General features: G+C 67.0%; 13 protein-coding genes, 1 tRNA gene and 1 other RNA gene. 7 read left to right on the top strand and 8 right to left on the bottom strand.

What is annotated here, in order from left to right:
* Window positions 1–16 precede the first annotated feature (16 nt).
* Window positions 17–1,639, top strand: a complete 1,623-nt coding sequence (locus IBJ82_RS08770) for a DUF2207 domain-containing protein (RefSeq protein ID WP_194825463.1) — start codon at window positions 17–19, stop codon at window positions 1,637–1,639.
* A gap of 66 nt (window positions 1,640–1,705) precedes the next feature.
* Here the strand turns inward: IBJ82_RS08770 and IBJ82_RS08765 are convergent, their stop codons facing one another.
* The 3 genes from IBJ82_RS08765 to IBJ82_RS08755 form a co-directional block, all read right to left on the bottom strand.
* Window positions 1,706–2,986, bottom strand: a complete 1,281-nt coding sequence (locus tag IBJ82_RS08765) for an ROK family transcriptional regulator (protein ID WP_194825462.1) — start codon at window positions 2,984–2,986, stop codon at window positions 1,706–1,708.
* Between the two features lie 372 nt (window positions 2,987–3,358).
* A complete protein-coding gene (locus IBJ82_RS08760) occupies window positions 3,359–4,069 on the bottom strand; it encodes a hypothetical protein (RefSeq protein ID WP_194825461.1) in 711 nt (236 codons plus the stop codon).
* 105 nt (window positions 4,070–4,174) lie between these two features.
* Window positions 4,175–4,750, bottom strand: coding sequence for an HhH-GPD-type base excision DNA repair protein (locus IBJ82_RS08755; RefSeq protein ID WP_194825460.1), 576 nt, complete (start codon window positions 4,748–4,750; stop codon window positions 4,175–4,177).
* 40 nt (window positions 4,751–4,790) lie between these two features.
* Here IBJ82_RS08755 and IBJ82_RS08750 point away from each other — a divergent pair, with 40 nt between their 5' ends.
* Window positions 4,791–5,633: a methyltransferase domain-containing protein gene (locus tag IBJ82_RS08750; protein ID WP_370585228.1), complete on the top strand. Its 843-nt coding sequence runs from the start codon at window positions 4,791–4,793 to the stop codon at window positions 5,631–5,633.
* A gap of 24 nt (window positions 5,634–5,657) precedes the next feature.
* Here IBJ82_RS08750 and IBJ82_RS08745 read toward each other — a convergent pair whose 3' ends face one another.
* From IBJ82_RS08745 to IBJ82_RS08735, 3 genes are all read right to left on the bottom strand, one after another.
* Window positions 5,658–6,944, bottom strand: coding sequence for an aminotransferase class I/II-fold pyridoxal phosphate-dependent enzyme (locus tag IBJ82_RS08745; RefSeq protein ID WP_194825459.1), 1,287 nt, complete (start codon window positions 6,942–6,944; stop codon window positions 5,658–5,660).
* A 170-nt stretch (window positions 6,945–7,114) separates the two neighbouring features.
* An RNA gene (gene ffs, locus IBJ82_RS08740) (signal recognition particle sRNA small type) lies at window positions 7,115–7,209 on the bottom strand.
* Between the two features lie 26 nt (window positions 7,210–7,235).
* A complete protein-coding gene (locus IBJ82_RS08735; RefSeq protein WP_194825458.1) occupies window positions 7,236–7,808 on the bottom strand; it encodes a TetR/AcrR family transcriptional regulator in 573 nt (190 codons plus the stop codon).
* 153 nt (window positions 7,809–7,961) lie between these two features.
* Between IBJ82_RS08735 and IBJ82_RS08730 the strand changes: the two genes are divergently transcribed.
* The 3 genes from IBJ82_RS08730 (at window position 7,962) to IBJ82_RS08720 (ending at window position 9,799) form a co-directional block, all read left to right on the top strand.
* A complete protein-coding gene (locus IBJ82_RS08730) occupies window positions 7,962–8,951 on the top strand; it encodes a hypothetical protein (protein ID WP_194825457.1) in 990 nt (329 codons plus the stop codon).
* A gap of 67 nt (window positions 8,952–9,018) precedes the next feature.
* Window positions 9,019–9,103: transfer RNA gene (locus IBJ82_RS08725), tRNA-Ser, on the top strand.
* 267 nt (window positions 9,104–9,370) lie between these two features.
* The gene (locus IBJ82_RS08720) at window positions 9,371–9,799 is read left to right on the top strand and encodes a DUF5994 family protein (RefSeq protein WP_194825456.1); all 429 of its coding nucleotides are present in this window, start codon (window positions 9,371–9,373) and stop codon (window positions 9,797–9,799) included.
* A 21-nt stretch (window positions 9,800–9,820) separates the two neighbouring features.
* Here IBJ82_RS08720 and IBJ82_RS08715 read toward each other — a convergent pair whose 3' ends face one another.
* Window positions 9,821–11,272 carry a threonine/serine exporter ThrE family protein gene (locus IBJ82_RS08715; RefSeq protein ID WP_194825455.1) on the bottom strand — a complete coding sequence of 484 codons (1,452 nt, stop codon included), beginning with the start codon at window positions 11,270–11,272 and terminating at the stop codon, window positions 9,821–9,823.
* A 348-nt stretch (window positions 11,273–11,620) separates the two neighbouring features.
* On the opposite strand from IBJ82_RS08715, the gene IBJ82_RS08710 reads away from it, so the two are divergent.
* Both IBJ82_RS08710 and IBJ82_RS34605 read left to right on the top strand, forming a co-directional pair.
* Entirely contained in the window at window positions 11,621–12,265 is a 645-nt protein-coding gene (locus IBJ82_RS08710) for a helix-turn-helix domain-containing protein (RefSeq protein WP_194825454.1), read from the top strand.
* A gap of 266 nt (window positions 12,266–12,531) precedes the next feature.
* Window positions 12,532–13,014, top strand: a complete 483-nt coding sequence (locus tag IBJ82_RS34605) for a helix-turn-helix domain-containing protein (protein ID WP_255532840.1) — start codon at window positions 12,532–12,534, stop codon at window positions 13,012–13,014.
* A 24-nt stretch (window positions 13,015–13,038) separates the two neighbouring features.
* Here IBJ82_RS34605 and IBJ82_RS08700 read toward each other — a convergent pair whose 3' ends face one another.
* Window positions 13,039–14,469, bottom strand: a complete 1,431-nt coding sequence (locus IBJ82_RS08700; RefSeq protein WP_194825453.1) for a WS/DGAT domain-containing protein — start codon at window positions 14,467–14,469, stop codon at window positions 13,039–13,041.
* Between the last annotated feature and the right edge of the window lie 55 nt (window positions 14,470–14,524).

The following is a 14,524-nucleotide window of genomic DNA, read 5'->3' as shown; positions in this document are numbered from 1 at the left end:
TCTAGAGTAAGCACCCATGCTGACTTTTCGGGGGGGCGCCGCGGGCGCGCTGCTGCTCGCCGCGGCGGGGTTGCTCGTGGCCGCGCCGGTAGCCCACACGCAGCCCGCGACCACCGGTGTTTCGATCACCGCCGATCTCACGCTCACCGAAACCGGTGTGCTCGAGGTCATCGAAACTGTCGCGGTGCCCGCCGATGGAAATTTCACGATGTCGCTCCCGTTGCGCCTCAAGGTCGGTGACGATGTCGAGCGGGTCTTCAAGGTCACCGATGTGACCGCGAGCGGTTCGGGCACCGCCACCACCGTCAACGACCAGTTCGTCGTCGAAGCCGAGCCTGGCGAATCGAAGTTCACGTATACGGTGCACAACACCGTCTCCGACATGCCGGGCACACAGGTGTTCCACTGGCTCGGCGTGCTCAACGCCGATATCGCCGTGCTCGATGTCTCGGTGATCAGCCCGAGCTTCCAAATGGGCATCGTGGACTGCAAACTCGGCTCCGCGGGCAATGCCAAGCCGTGCGCCGATGTCCACACCGAACCCGACGGCGTGCTGTACCTGCACCAGACCGACCTGCGCAAGGGCGATGCCATCGACCTCACCTTGCAGATGCCCCCCGGCACCGTGCCCGCGAATGCCGATGTGCGCGGCGGCGGTACGGGTCCCTTCGCCTTCACCACGCCCGTGCTCGCCGCGTTCGGCGCCCTGCTGCTGGCATTGGCGGGCATGATCGCCTACGTGCTGCTGGCGCGGAAGCGGGCCGCCGCCGCGGTCAGGGGCAGCGACGCCTTCGATCCGCTGATCCAGCAGGCCGGCCGGGTCGAGTTCGTCTCCCCCGACGGTGTGCTCCCCGGCGAGGCGGGCCTGATCATCGACGAGCACGCCGATCCGGTCGACATCGCCGCCACCGTCGTCGATCTCGCCGTCCGGCGCTACCTGTGGATCACTCCGGTGAACGCGCGCGGCGAAGACGATTGGCGCATCAGCCGCGTCAACGCCCCCGACGACCAGTTGCGCGACTACGAACGCACCGTCTACGACATGCTGCTCCCCGAGGGCACCGACACCGTCGCCGTTCGCGAACTACGCACCCCGGGCCGCCTGCAGCTGGACCCGATTCGCGCCGCCATGCGCAACGACGCGGTCGCCACCGGCGCCTTCGCCGACCCGAAGCAGCGGGCGCTGTCCCGCTGGATCGGCGCCGCCCTGATCGCTCTCGGGGTGATCATCACGGTCACGCTCGCCCTGACCTCCGGCCACGCCCTGGTGGGCGTAGCCATCGCTCTCGCAGGCGGCGCGGCGCTGCTGCTCCCCAACTACCTCCCCACCCGAACCCCACTGGGCGACACCGTCGCAGGCCGAATCCGTGCCATGCACCGCGGCCTCGACACCGTCACCCGCGACCGGATTCCCCCCATCGACCAGGAAACGATCTTCTCCCGCGCCCTCCCCTACACGGTGATCAGCGGCAGAGCCGACAACTGGATCCGCACCTTCCGCGACATGAACCCCGCCGCCGACTCACAACCGGGTCTCTACTGGTTCGCCGGCTACGACCAAGACCCCAACCTGCACCGCTTCGCCGCGCAATTCCCGTTCTTCATCACGGCATTGGAAGGCGCGTTCAACCCGCGTTGATTTGTCGATGCGAAACGCCCCGCGACTCTTGACGAGTCGCGGGGCGTTTTTCTTTGTCCCAGTTTCCTATACCCGACGAATAGCCGCCAGCGGGTCGGCGTACAGCGCGCTCAGCGACGTGACCACCGCGGCGAATTCCTGTACCTTGCCGCCGAATCCACTGATACGGATATCCGTGGCCGCCAACTGCGTACTCTGCGAGAACGCCCTGGCCACATGTCCCAGCGCGGGTCGATATCCGGTGAATGCCTGTCCGCCCAGTACAACTCGGTCCGGGTTGAGCATGTCCCGCACCAGCGCGACGGTCTGCCCGAGCATCGTCGCCCGCTCGGCGAGCAATTCCCGCGCCGATTCGGACCCGGACTCAGCGGCCCGGTACAGATCGTTGATCGTCGTGCCTGCAGTCCCGTTGTGCGCCGGGATGATTCCGCGACCGACAGCCCGAGCTTGCAGCGCCCGGTCGCCGACGGTCACTTCCAAGCACCCACGCCGTCCGCACGTGCACTGCACATCGGACCCCGTCGGGAGGTGCGCGATCGACCCCGGCCCGTTGCTCGGCGTATGGACCCGACCGTCGAGAGTCACGGCGATGCCCGCGGTCTCACGAACATAGAAGTAGAGGCTGCTGCCGTGCTGAGCAGCGGGAAGTTCGGTATCGGGCTCGGGCCGACGAGCATCGAAGGTCGGCAGCAGCAGCTCCGAAGCCGCCATCGCCTCGACGTGCGGCGCGACGGAGACCGGCAGCTCGAGTACGTCACCGAGCACCTGTCCGATCGGCGCGCCCTTCCATTCCAGCTTCGGATGGTCGACCACACCGCTCTGCGGATCCACCCGGCCACCGATGGCGACACCCGCCCACAGCGGGGTCCGCCGATGCCAGCGCTGCAGGAACGCCTTGGCGCTGCGAGCGACGGTGGTGACCGCGAACTCCTGCCCGGTCTGCGGTGTGGCGATGGCGAGCCCACCGAGGATGCGCCCACGCAGATCAGCGGCGACGATCTTCGTTGCCTCGGCACCGATATGGATGCCCAGCGTCAGATAGGCGTCGTGATCGATCTCGAACGGCACCCGCGGCCTGCCGACGGCCCCCGCGGCGGTCAGATCGGGCCGCTCACGCAGCAGTCCCGCCGAAAGCAGCGACGCCACTTGCCGATTCACGGTGGCGATACTCAACCCAGTTGCTCGCGCGGCATTGTCACGCGAGACGGGACCCGAGGCGGCGGTTCGCAGCACGGCGGCGGCGGGGTTGTCGCTACGACGCAGCTCCGGCGGCACAACAGGGCGGGAAACGCGAGGGCGAGCGGCGCCCGTCCGGGAGGCGGGGCGATCGATGATGGGAGCAGACATATGAAGTTCCTTGCCAAAAATCCCGTTATCTCAACGGGATTGCCTACACGTGGGGCGTGGCAGCTCGCGAACCTGAAGGGCTCAGCTGCAGAAGCAGGAACGACACAGTTCGCGCGTCAACGGCAACCGCAAGCCCAGAGCGGCGGTCACATAGGTGACCCGCTCAGCGGAGAGACGGTTGCTGGACATAACAATCAAGTTAACACCGAATCCCGACCCATCCAACCCAAACCGGCGAATTGTGCGCTGCGGCACATCATATTCCCAGTTCAGCGCGTTGCCGTGGGGCGCGCAATGTGGAGCGCGGCCGTGCCGGAGACGGGAAAACCCCTCCGGGAACCGAAGTTCCGGGAGGGGCCTGCGGAGTGGTAGCTACTTGGCTGGGGCTGCGAAGGGTGCGTTGACCGTCGTGAAGTACTGAATGGCGGCACCGATCGCGACCGGAGCCGTGATGAAGATCTGACCGACCAGCGTGCCGAGGGCTCCGACGGCCAGGATGCCGCCGATGCAGCCGATGGCCGCCGCGGGCAGGAACGGTCCGAAGAGCCCGACGATGGTCGCCGCCGCGACGGTCGCGCCGGCGATGCCACCGAGGACGCAGCCGACGGCGCCGCCGGTGAGGCCACCGAGCAGGGTACCCACCGCAGCACCGAGGGAGATAGTGCTGGTCAGCCGGTTCCAGGCCGCGACCTCACGGTCGTATTCGGTCTTGAACGGCGCCTTGTCCTCGAACGGCAGGGCGACGGGCTTGTACACGGCCTTGGACGCGTCGAGTTGCGGTGTCAGGGTCGCGGTGTTGCCCGCGATCTCCGCGGCGATGGGCAATTCGAAATCGTCGAGCCGGAATGTCAACGGCGTGGCCGCGATAGTCGTGCCGTTCGGGGCCTTCACCTTGAAGGCGCCCTCTTCGGCGACCAGCGAGCCGGCATCGGTGGTGATCACCGACGTGCCGTTGACCTCCTGGGCCGTGAAGTTCACGGGGGTATCGGCCTGCGCGGCCGGCGCGGCGTTGACGGTGCCTGCGGTGATGCCGGTAGCCACAGTCAACAGCGCCGCGACAACGGCGAACTTCCTCATCTTCATAAAACTGCCAATCCCTCATCTGTTGTGGAGCTGTTCGAGAAACAAGCTTCGAGCAGATCCACCCCGGTGACGAGGGATAAAAGCAACCGGATCGTAACTAAGAATTCACGCGGTTTTCGCCGCGGCTTTGGCCTGCTTCTTGAATTCCCTTACTTCCGACAACGTTTCGGCGTCGACGACATCGGCGACCGAACGTCGCGATCCGTCGTCGCCGTAGGATCCAGCCGCTTTCTTCCAGCCGTCCGGTTGCACCCCACGTTGTTTGCCGAGCAGCGCGAGAAAGATCTTCGCCTTCTGCGCTCCGAACCCCGGCAGATCCTGCAATCGGCGCAGCACCTCTTTGCCATCGGGGTCGCCCGCGGTCCAGATCTGCGCGGGTACACCGTCGTAATGCTCGATCACATACTGGGCGAGTGCCTGCGCCCGCCGCGCCATCGACCGCCCATAGCGGTGAATCGCGGGCGGGGTGGCCGCGAGTTCCTCGAATTCGGCCGGATCCGCTTCGGCGATCCGGTGCAGATCGAATCCGCCCATGCGCTCGGCGAGTTTGCGCGGCCCGCGAAACGCATGCTCCATCGGGTACTGCTGGTCGAGCAGCATCCCCACCAGCAGCGCGAAATCGTCGGTGCTGAGCAGTTCGTCGGCCTCGGATTCCTGCGCGAGGCACAGCGTGCGAGTCATACATTCATCGTGACACATTTCACCAGTAGCCTCTGAGTCCATGCTCACGAGGACTGCTCCCACACTGGCGGTGCGTATGACCGACTACACCCCACGACCGGCCCGCTTCGACCAAGCAGGCCGGGATCAGCTGATCGACGCCCATGATCTGGAAGTCACCCGACCCGGAATGCGCGCGCTGGGCGCCTGGAGTCACAGCGCGCTGGCGCTGCGGCCCGGTGAGAGCGCTCTCGATGTCGGGTCGGGCAACGGATCGGAGGTATTCACCTTCGCCGAGGAACTCGGGCCCGACGGCACCGCGGTCGGCGTCGAGCCGGACCCGCATCTGCTGGCCGCAGCGCAGCGCCGCGCGGTCGAGTCCGGGTCGAGGGCGGCGTTCGTCTCCGGCGACGCCTACGGCCTGCCGTTCGGCAGCGACACCTTCGACGCGGTGTTGTGCGAGCGGGTGTTCCAGCATCTCACCGCACCCGCGCGAGCGGCGGCCGAGATCGCCAGGGTGCTGCGACCCGGTGGGCGCGCGGTGGTGGTGGACTGCGATTGGGCAACCGCGATCGTCCATCCGGGCAACCCGCGGGTGGTGAGCGCGGTGATCGACACCCTGATCTCCTCGACCACCAATCCGCTGTCGGGTCGCCGGCTAGCCGGGCTGCTCAGCGGGACCGGACTGGTGGTCGACGAGATCGGCTCGCACGCGCTGGTGCAGGACCGCACGGTCGGCGCGGGCGCGCTGGTGCGCCGGATCGCAGACCTCGCGGTCCTGCGCGGCGTGATCACCGCGACCGAACGCGACCAACTCCTCGCCGACCTACAAACAGGCGCGGACCGCGGCGACATCCACATCTCCGTCACCCTGTTCGGCGCCTTGGTCCATAAACCGACCTGAGTCCGGCGCCAGCGCTACAACAATTCAGCTCTCGAGCAGCTTTTCTGTGGCCGCCAGCAGCACGCAGGTCGCCAATCCGTCCATCGCCTTCTCCAGCTCCGGCAGCCGCGGGAAGCTGGGGGCGATGCGGATGTTCTTGTCCTCGGGATCCTTGCTGTACGGAAAGGCCGAGCCCGCGGCGGTGAGCGCGATGCCGGCCTCCTTGGCCAGGGCGATCACCCGGGACGCGGTGCCGTCGAGCACATCGAGGCTGATGAAGTAGCCGCCCTTGGGTTCGGTCCACGACGCCACCTTCGAGGCGCCGAGGCGGTCTTCCAGGATGCGGCGCACCAGCGCGAACTTGGGCTCGAGCAGCGCGCGGTGCTTCTGCATGTGCTCACGCACACCTTCGGCATCGGTGAAGAAGCGCAGGTGCCGCAGCTGGTTGAGCTTGTCGGGGCCGATGCTCTTCTTCGACGCGTGCGACAGGTACCAGTCGATATTGGCCTGCGACGCTCCGAAGAAGCTCACGCCCGCGCCGGCGAAGGTGATCTTGGAGGTCGACGCGAATACCAGCGGACGGTTCGGGTTGCCCGCCGCCTCGGCCAGGCCGAGTACGTCGACGACCGGGGCCGCGGTATCGGTGAGCGGGTGCACCGCGTAGGCGTTGTCCCAGAAAAGACGGAAGTCCGGCGCCGCGGCGGGCATCGAAACCAGTTCGCGGACAATCTCTTCGGAGTAGACGACACCGGTGGGGTTGGAGTAGTTCGGCACCGCCCACAGACCCTTGATCTGCGGATCGTTCGCCAGCAGCGTCGCGATGGCGTGGGTGTCGGGGCCGTCGTGGCGCATCGGGATGGTGATCATCTCGATGCCGAGCGCCTCGGTGATGGCGAAGTGACGGTCGTAGCCGGGGGCAGGACACAGCCACTTGATCGGCTCGTCGGCCCAGCGGCGCGGGGAGTCGGGGGTGCCGTAGAGCATCGAGAACACGATGAGGTCGTGCATGATCTCGAGGCTGGCGTTGTTGCCCGCCAGCAGCCGCTCGACCGGGATGCCGAGCAGTTCGCCGAAGATCGCGCGCAGTTCCGGCAGACCGGTGAGGCCGCCGTAGTTGCGGCAGTCGGTGCCCGAACTGTCGCGGAAGTCACCGTCGCCCGGCAGGGAAAGCAGCGACACGGACAGGTCGAGTTGTTCCGGCGACGGCTTACCTCGGGTGAGGTCCAGCGTGAGCTTCTCGGTTCGGAGCGTCGCGTAATTCGCGGTCTGGGACTCGTGCTCGGACACGAGTTCCTCGTGGCTCATCAAACCGATCTGCGTTTGCCGGGGCATCCTGGGCAGCCTTTCGAAGCAGCAAGGTGGGGGTGTGCACGCTGCGCGTGCTGACATCCGCAACGTTACCCGGCGGCTGCTCGGAATCGGTGGGGTATCCGTACCCGGATCAGGCTCGCACGCTGCGAAGGTGCGTAGGCCGATCAGTCGGAAAAGGGACCCCCGGAAATTAAAGGGGACCCCGCGCACCCGGCAGAGCCCGTTGACCCTTGCTGCCTTCCGGCCCTGGGGGAGTTCACAGGATGCTCGCCGCGCGGGATCCGTCGGCCAGTGTAGCGGTAGTTCTGCCGACTAGCGATTCCGGTCTTCGAACAGCAGGTCGGCGGCCCGCGTGAGCACTTCGACGCGAGTGCGGCCCTCGTGATCGGCGGCGAGGAAGTGGCTGCCGATGGTGGCGCAGAAGGCGAGCAGGCTCCTGGCTTCTACCTCGTCGGGATCTTCGCAGAACACGCCGATTGTCTCGCGCAGCAACGCCATTCGCTTGTTGTCGACGCGGCGCAGGCGTTCGGCGACGTCGTCGTCGCGGCGAGCCCAGTCGCGGATCGCCAGATCGATCGGGAGCAGACGATGGCTGGAAAACGTGAGCAGCCCGGCCACGCGCGCTTTGGTCTTCGGGTCGAGGCCCGCGTGCTCGACGTGCTCTAGCACCTGATCGGTCGCCTCGCTCTCCCACGCGTCGAGCATCGCGGTGAGCAGTGCGTCGCGGTCGGCGAAATAGCCGTAGAACCCGCCCTTGGTGACGCCGATGCGTTTGGCCAGCGCCTCGACCCGGACCGCGTCGACGCCCGAGGACGCCAGCACGGCAAGACCTTCCTCGACCCATCTGACCCGGGGAGTTCGCGCGGTACCCACGACGTGTTCCACCTCATATCCATCGACGACGACCACACCCGACCAGTCGATCCTCGAGTGTACGCAGCCGTATAACCGCCGCGCCGACGGTGACGCTGGCTACGATCTATCCGATATCGGCAGTGGGGGGTTCCGGTTCCCCATGACTGGAGAGGGGGCCCACTCGTGACCGGCCCGAATCAACAACCACCCGGCAACGGTGTGCCACCGTCCGATCCCACTGTCGCGTGGTGGGAACGACCAGGCGACGGCGCAGGTCAGAACCCCGCACAAGCCGACCCGACCGTGCTGCGCGGCAACATCGGCGCGCCCGGCCCGTACACCGCACCGCCGACGCCCTATCAAAGCGGCGCGAACCCACAGCCCTACACCGCCCCGCCCGGTCCCTACCAGAGCGGCGCGAACCCACAGCCGTACCCGCAGCCGCAGCAGTACGCGCATCCGCAAGCGGTCGCCTATCAGGCGCCGCAGCCGCAGTGGGGTGCACCACCGCCGCGGCCGCCCTCGTCGGGCAACAAAGCGGTGTGGTGGATCGTCGGTGGCGCCATCGTCGCGGTCGGCGCTCTCGTGATCGGGTTGATCGCGTTCACGGCCAACAAGGTCGACGACAACCCCTTCGGAACCGATCCGGACAAGTGGGCGGGCAGCTACGTCTACAAGGACGGCAAGAACGCCTGCGAACTGGTCGATCTCACGGTGCTGAACCAGTGGTCGTCCACCCGCGAGACGACCACCCACACCGAGCGCGGACCGTCGGAGTACATCGGTGGCGGCTCCTACGACTGCGACGCAAAGAACAAGGAGACGGGCCGCAACGCCAACGACGCGAGCTTGGGCCTCGAGGTCGAGTTCAAGACCGAGAGCGAGACCGAGTCCGACTATGCGCGCTGGAAGGGCTACGACACCAAGACCACCGGCAAGGACTACGACCACGGCCCGGTGAGCGGTCTCGGCACAGAGGCGTACTACGCCGACGAGCAGCACACCTACGGTTCCATCCCGAGCGATTACTCCGTCGTGGTGGCCGCGCACGACAGCAATATCTCGGTGAAGGTGGAGATCGAGGTGTCGACGATGCGCACCGTCGACAAGGCCGCCATGCGCACCGCCGCCGAGACGCAGGTCCGCAAGGTGCTGGCGGCTTTGAAGAAGTAGCAGGTCAGAACCCGTCGCAGGGGGCCGGTTTGGCATCGACCCCCTACAACCCGCTATGCTGCTCCACGGAGGATTCGCCTAGTGGCCTATGGCGCTCGCCTGGAACGCGGGTTGGGTTAACGCCCTCAGGGGTTCAAATCCCCTATCCTCCGCAACAGCAGGGCCCTGATCGGTTCGCCGGTCGGGGCCTTGCTCGTTTAATCGGTGGATCTGTCAGTGGGCTTCCGTAGAGTGAGCCCCGATGGTGCGGGAGACCCCCACCACACCCATATACCGTCGTCGCCGCCCCCAAAAATAACGTGCGTGCCGACACAGTCCAGTGGGTACCCAGCCTTCGCGCCGATCCGAGTTCGGACCGCGCCGGTCGATGCCGCGAGCGGCGTCGATCGCACAGAAATCAGAAAGTAAAAGACGAAGAAGTGAATACATCACCTGAAACGAGCACCGGGCGCGACGCGTCCGGGCAGATCCGGCTGATGCTGCGTGACCGCACAGCCACCACAGGGCCGATCGACGGCGCCTGGTGGCCGCGAACCGATCAGCCGATGACCGAGTTGCACCAGTTGGTGGCCGCGGTCGGACCGCGGATCGGCAAGCTGGCCCGGCTCGGATTCGATTGGACCGCCGGTGAATCCGGCGACAGCACCGCCCGCACCGACCAGGCCGCGCGCATCATGCACGTGGTCGGCAGCAACGGCGCCGCGCTCGCGCTGCTGGTCATCCCCGCGGCCACCGAGGCGCCCGCGGCCCGCAGCCAGATGCGCTGGGCGGCAGGCAAGCCGCGCATCCAGGACCCGGCGCCCGCCGACACGGCGGCCGCCGGTCCTCGCACCCTCGTGCAGATCTAGCCCACCTCGTACCGGTCCCGTTCAGCGGTCGCTGGTGTAGGTCGGATCGAAGTCGCGCGGCGCACCGCGGCGGCTCAGCAAGCGGTCGAACCATTCACCGAGAATGACGCCCGCGGCCAGCGCGCAGCCGACACCGAACGCACCGAGGATCTGCCCGAAACCGAGCAGCGTTTCGTCCTCGAGCAGGGCGTACAGCCCGCGATATACCTTCAGACCCGGCAGCAGCGGTGTGATTCCGGCCGCCGCGACGACCAAGGGCGGCGTGAGCGCGCGACGCGCCATCAGACCACCGGCGAGACCGATCAGCGTCGCCGCCAGCCCCGCAGCAACCACCGGCCCGAAACCGATGTCCTGCGCGCCGAGGTAGGCCATGATGCCGCCCGCGCCGCTGAGCCCGGCCGCGACCAGCGCCCGCCGCTCCGCGTAACAGGCCAGCGCGAACGCGATCGCCGCGACGGCACCCGCGATCAGTTTGATCGGCAGATATTCGATATCGCGACCGGCGCTCGCCGCGATCTCCGGCACCCCGATCCCCATCATCGTCGAAATACGGAGCGCCAAACCGATACCCGCGACGATGCCCGCGGTCATCATCACCACTTCGAGCATGCGGGCCGCGGCGGTGATCGGCGCGCCGGTGATCGCGTCCTGTACGGAACCGACCAACTGCAAACCCGACAGCAGCACCGTGATCCCCGCGGCCACGATCAGCGCGGCATCGGCCCGCCAATGTTCACTGAACGCGGCGAGCGCGATGGCAGGGGCGGCGGCGATGACACCGCCGATCATGTGCTGGAAGAACAACGGCAGACCGAGCTGATGCAGCACCCGGTTCACCACATCGATCACCGCGGTGGTCGCGAAACTGATGGCGGCGAGCATGAACCCACCACCGAGTAGCACCGCGATCGCCGCCGCGAGCAACGACCAGCCCGCCGTCGACACCCAGCGCGGATAGGGGTGCCGTGACGAGATGAGCTCGTCGAGGGCGGCGTGCGCCTGGTCGACGGGGACGATCTGGCTGCGAATGCGTCGGGTGAGCCGGTCGACCGCGGCCAGTCGGGTGAAGTCGAGCGAGCGATACTTCACCACCCGCATATCGCTGGCCGGCGGCAGTCGCGGTCCTCGGTCGGCCCAGATGCGGATCGCGTCGAAGGTGACATCGATGTCGCAGCTGTTCAGACCGTAGGTGGAGGCGATGAAACGGACCTGCGCGGTGGTGTCGCCGACACCGGTGCCCGCCGCGAGCACGACCTCACCCACCCGCACCGCCAGGTCGAGTACCTGCGACACCTCGGCGTCGTCGGCCAGATCGATCGGTCGCAGCGGAGTGGGCGCGGCGACGATGTTGTCGGCGGTGGCGCGCTGCGACGGCAGCACGAACGGTCGGCGCAACCGCCACCACCGGCGGCGCAGACCTGGGCGTTCGACAATCGTGGCGCCGTCGCCTTCCGCCAGGGGGTCCGCACTCATACCTCGACGGTAACGGCGATCGCAGCACCTTCGCCGTCTCGCAACCAGTTCGTCAACGTGTCGGGCCCGCTGACCTGGAGTTCGCACTCAGATGTCGTCGATCAGTCCGGTGCTGTAGGCCATCGCGGCCAGGTGCTGGAGGCAGCGAGGGCCACAGCCATTGTGCTGAGTCAGCACGAAACGGGCCTGCTGGAGCGAAGAAATGGAAGAATCGGCCACACAGTCGGCATGTACGGCGCGCCAGTGGTCTTCGTGACGGAGGACGGCGGCCCGCGATGTCGGCGGGTCTGGTGCGGATGTGTCCAGCAGGGTGTGACGGGAGGGGCAGGCAATGGAGGCGATGACTGTATGAACACCGGGACGGGGAAGGTGATCCAGGAGCGGCGCAGGCTGCTCGGGCTCTCGCAGCCCGCGCTGGCCACCGCGATCGGGGTGAGCTCGCGCCAGATCACCAGGTACGAGTCCGAAGAGCAATCGCCGACGCTGCCGGTCGCGGTCCGCTTGGCCGACGCGCTGCAGGTCTCGCTCGCGGAGCTGGCCGGCATCGTGGACAACCGCGTCGACCTGGCGGGTCACTGGTGGGCAGCCTGGCAGAAACCGGCGAACCACCCGGACGAGGTCGAGGTAGCGGCGGTGACCATCCGGCACGAGGGCGACCATCTGATGCTCGACTCTGCCCCTGAATCGCCTGCGCCCGAGTCGGATCCGGTCACTCAGGTGCGTGGTGAGATGCGCGTCTGGGAGGGCGAGGCGCTCACCGGCTGGGTGCGCGGCATGGATATCGCGTTCCCGGTGGGCACCATCTACTACTCGCTCCATCCCCAGGGTGCTCATGCCGTCGGCTCGTGGACGACGAAATCGGGCCCCGACGGTCTGGTACGCGGCTGGAGCGTCCTGGCGCGGGAAAAGTCCGACGCCGAAAAGCTTCTGGCGGAAATGCTGCGCACCGACGGCAGTGTCGAGTCGTGGCCCGGCCCCTCTCGCTCGGCCTGAAGCCGCCGCCGGATCTCGGCGACGCTCGGACGCCCGTCGTCCTCGGGCGGCAGCAGTAGTAGGTAGCGGCTCAGCGCCCCGAATACGAACAGCCCCAGAGCAATCCACAGAAAGATCTCCATCGGTTCCCCTCCGAACGAGTCAGTGCTTGCACGAGTGGCGCGGTATTGTGGCTTCTGAGCCGCCACGAAAAGTATGGTCGCCGTCAAGACCTTTTGGACAGCAAAAAGCGTCTACAAACGTCTACAGTTCTCTACGATGAGTCCATGTCCAGTCGGGGCGAGCAGGGGAACGGCATCGTCGGAGCTCGGTTGCGGCGACTGCGGGAAGAGGCGGGGTTGTCACTGGCCGCGTTGGCCACTCGCGTTCCATACAGCAGGGCGGCGCTCGGTCACTACGAAACCGGGGCGCGAGCAGCATCTTTCGAGGTGATCGCCTGGTACGAGCGGGTACACGCGCAATCGAGGCCCGCGCTACCCGGAACTCGTCGACGTGATCCGCGAGCCGCCGACGCCGCACTCGCGGCGGCGATCGCCGCCGCACACCGGACCGGCCCGCTCATCGAGATCGGACGACCACACCAGGGAGACAGCGGAACCGGGTACTTCTGCCCGTTCCGGATCGACGGTGTAATCGAGGGCGAAGCCGCCGGAACCGATGCGGCGACGGCCGTGCGCTCGGCGCTGCTTGCGGTGGGCGCCGAGCTGAACCGGGCGGGAAACAGCACCGGCCCCGGACGAATTCGGTGATACCGGGCGCACGGCGACCACTGATCATCGGTGCGCGGCGACGACCCTGTCGAGCGACTCGGCGAGCAGTTGCAGGTAGCGGTCGGGATCGGGCAGCACCCGCGGATCGGAATGCACGGACAGCGTGATGGTTTCACCGATTCCGTGGACCCCGTGGGTGAGGTGCATGACGCTGCCGAGCGCAGGGAAACCACCGGTGAACAGGACCGGGCCACCCGCGAAGGCGAGGTCGCCCTGGCCGCGGTAGACGCTGGAGACGACAGTGTTGCCGTCGAGCATCGCGGGAACGTCGTCCAGGTCGGCGCGTTCGACATCGCGCACCGCCAGGACAGCGGGGACCACCTCGCCGACTCGATCCTGTGCGGAGAGCAGCGGATTCAACGCCCGTTCGCGACGGGTGGCGAGGTCATCGGCGATGAGATTCGCGCGCAGACGCAGGTCGGGTTCGTCGATGTGCAGGTCGATGGACAGTCCGCGATAGTTGTTGCGCGCCTCGCTCAGCGCCGGAAGAGCCATCGGTAGCGCCGTCCCCAGCCGTTCCGGTCGCTCACCGCGCTCGGTGAGGTAGTCGACCAGCGCGGACGAAATCGCCGTCAGTGCAACGACAGTGACGGTTTTGCCTGGAATGCGGAGGTCGTCCACATCGACAACCAGCATTCGTACAGTGTGGTCGGCGACCGGGGAGGCCGGATTCAGCGCACTCGGCGCGAATCCGGGTGCGACCGCGGGGACTTCACCCGCCGCCGTCCGGTCAGCCAATTCCCGCTGGGCCAGGTACGCGGCCCGTCCGCGCCACACGGTCGCGGCCAACTGTCCGGGAAAGCGCAGCACTCCAATCACTCTCGGATCTACCCGTCGCGCAATCCATCCACAGGGTTGTCCACAGGAATCCACAGGCGGTGTGTAAGTTTTGGCAGTTCCGACCGGGTGATATGCCGAGTTATCCACAGGCATACCGGATGTGCTGTGGACAACAGCTTCATCCACAGCCGTCCCGAAGAGCGCTCGTGCGATGACAGCGGCACGAGTGCCGTCGGCGAGTGCGTGCGAAAGTTGCAGCACCACCACCACAACGGGCTCCGTCGATCGGGGGGCACCGTGGACCGCCCGGAAAACGTGGATGCGCCAGGGATATTCGGTCGCGACGACACCGGTACCCAGGAGTTCGCCCAGATCCGCGAGCAACGCCTGCCATGACAGGCCGTCGGGGCGGTGGTGGGTGAATTGCTGGGACGCGAATTCGGCCGGAACCCAGCGCGGATAGCCGAGATTGCCCGGTATCTCCTGTAACCGGATCCGCAGATCCGGAATGCGTGCGGCACGCGCGGCGACGAAATCGCGGAGTTCGTCAGTGGCGGTATCGGTTTCGGCGAAAGAGTAGAGCAGGAACACATCGTTGGCAGTGCGGCGTGACAGCCAGTACATCGTCGCGTCACGCGCGGCCATCGTGGTCATCCGGCCACGATAGGCCAAACCTCCGAGGTCACTGAGAAGGCCCCGAGTCCGCTCG

It is taken from the genome of Nocardia sp. XZ_19_231, from assembly GCF_015355705.1.
Taxonomy (GTDB): Bacteria; Actinomycetota; Actinomycetes; order Mycobacteriales; family Mycobacteriaceae; genus Nocardia; species Nocardia salmonicida.
The sequence above is the reverse complement of the archived record's forward strand: the minus strand, read 5'-3'. Positions and strand labels throughout refer to the sequence as shown.

Coding starts and splice junctions, on each gene's coding strand:
- IBJ82_RS08770 (WP_194825463.1), top strand. CDS start 17: ATGCTGACTTTTCGGGGGGGCGCCGCGGGCGCGCTGCTGCTCGCCGCG.
- IBJ82_RS08765 (WP_194825462.1), bottom strand. CDS start 2,986: ATGTCTGCTCCCATCATCGATCGCCCCGCCTCCCGGACGGGCGCCGCT.
- IBJ82_RS08760 (WP_194825461.1), bottom strand. CDS start 4,069: ATGAAGATGAGGAAGTTCGCCGTTGTCGCGGCGCTGTTGACTGTGGCT.
- IBJ82_RS08755 (WP_194825460.1), bottom strand. CDS start 4,750: ATGACTCGCACGCTGTGCCTCGCGCAGGAATCCGAGGCCGACGAACTG.
- IBJ82_RS08750 (WP_370585228.1), top strand. CDS start 4,791: ATGCTCACGAGGACTGCTCCCACACTGGCGGTGCGTATGACCGACTAC.
- IBJ82_RS08745 (WP_194825459.1), bottom strand. CDS start 6,944: ATGCCCCGGCAAACGCAGATCGGTTTGATGAGCCACGAGGAACTCGTG.
- IBJ82_RS08715 (WP_194825455.1), bottom strand. CDS start 11,272: ATGAGTGCGGACCCCCTGGCGGAAGGCGACGGCGCCACGATTGTCGAA.
- IBJ82_RS08710 (WP_194825454.1), top strand. CDS start 11,621: ATGAACACCGGGACGGGGAAGGTGATCCAGGAGCGGCGCAGGCTGCTC.
- IBJ82_RS34605 (WP_255532840.1), top strand. CDS start 12,532: ATGTCCAGTCGGGGCGAGCAGGGGAACGGCATCGTCGGAGCTCGGTTG.
- IBJ82_RS08700 (WP_194825453.1), bottom strand. CDS start 14,469: ATGACCACGATGGCCGCGCGTGACGCGACGATGTACTGGCTGTCACGC.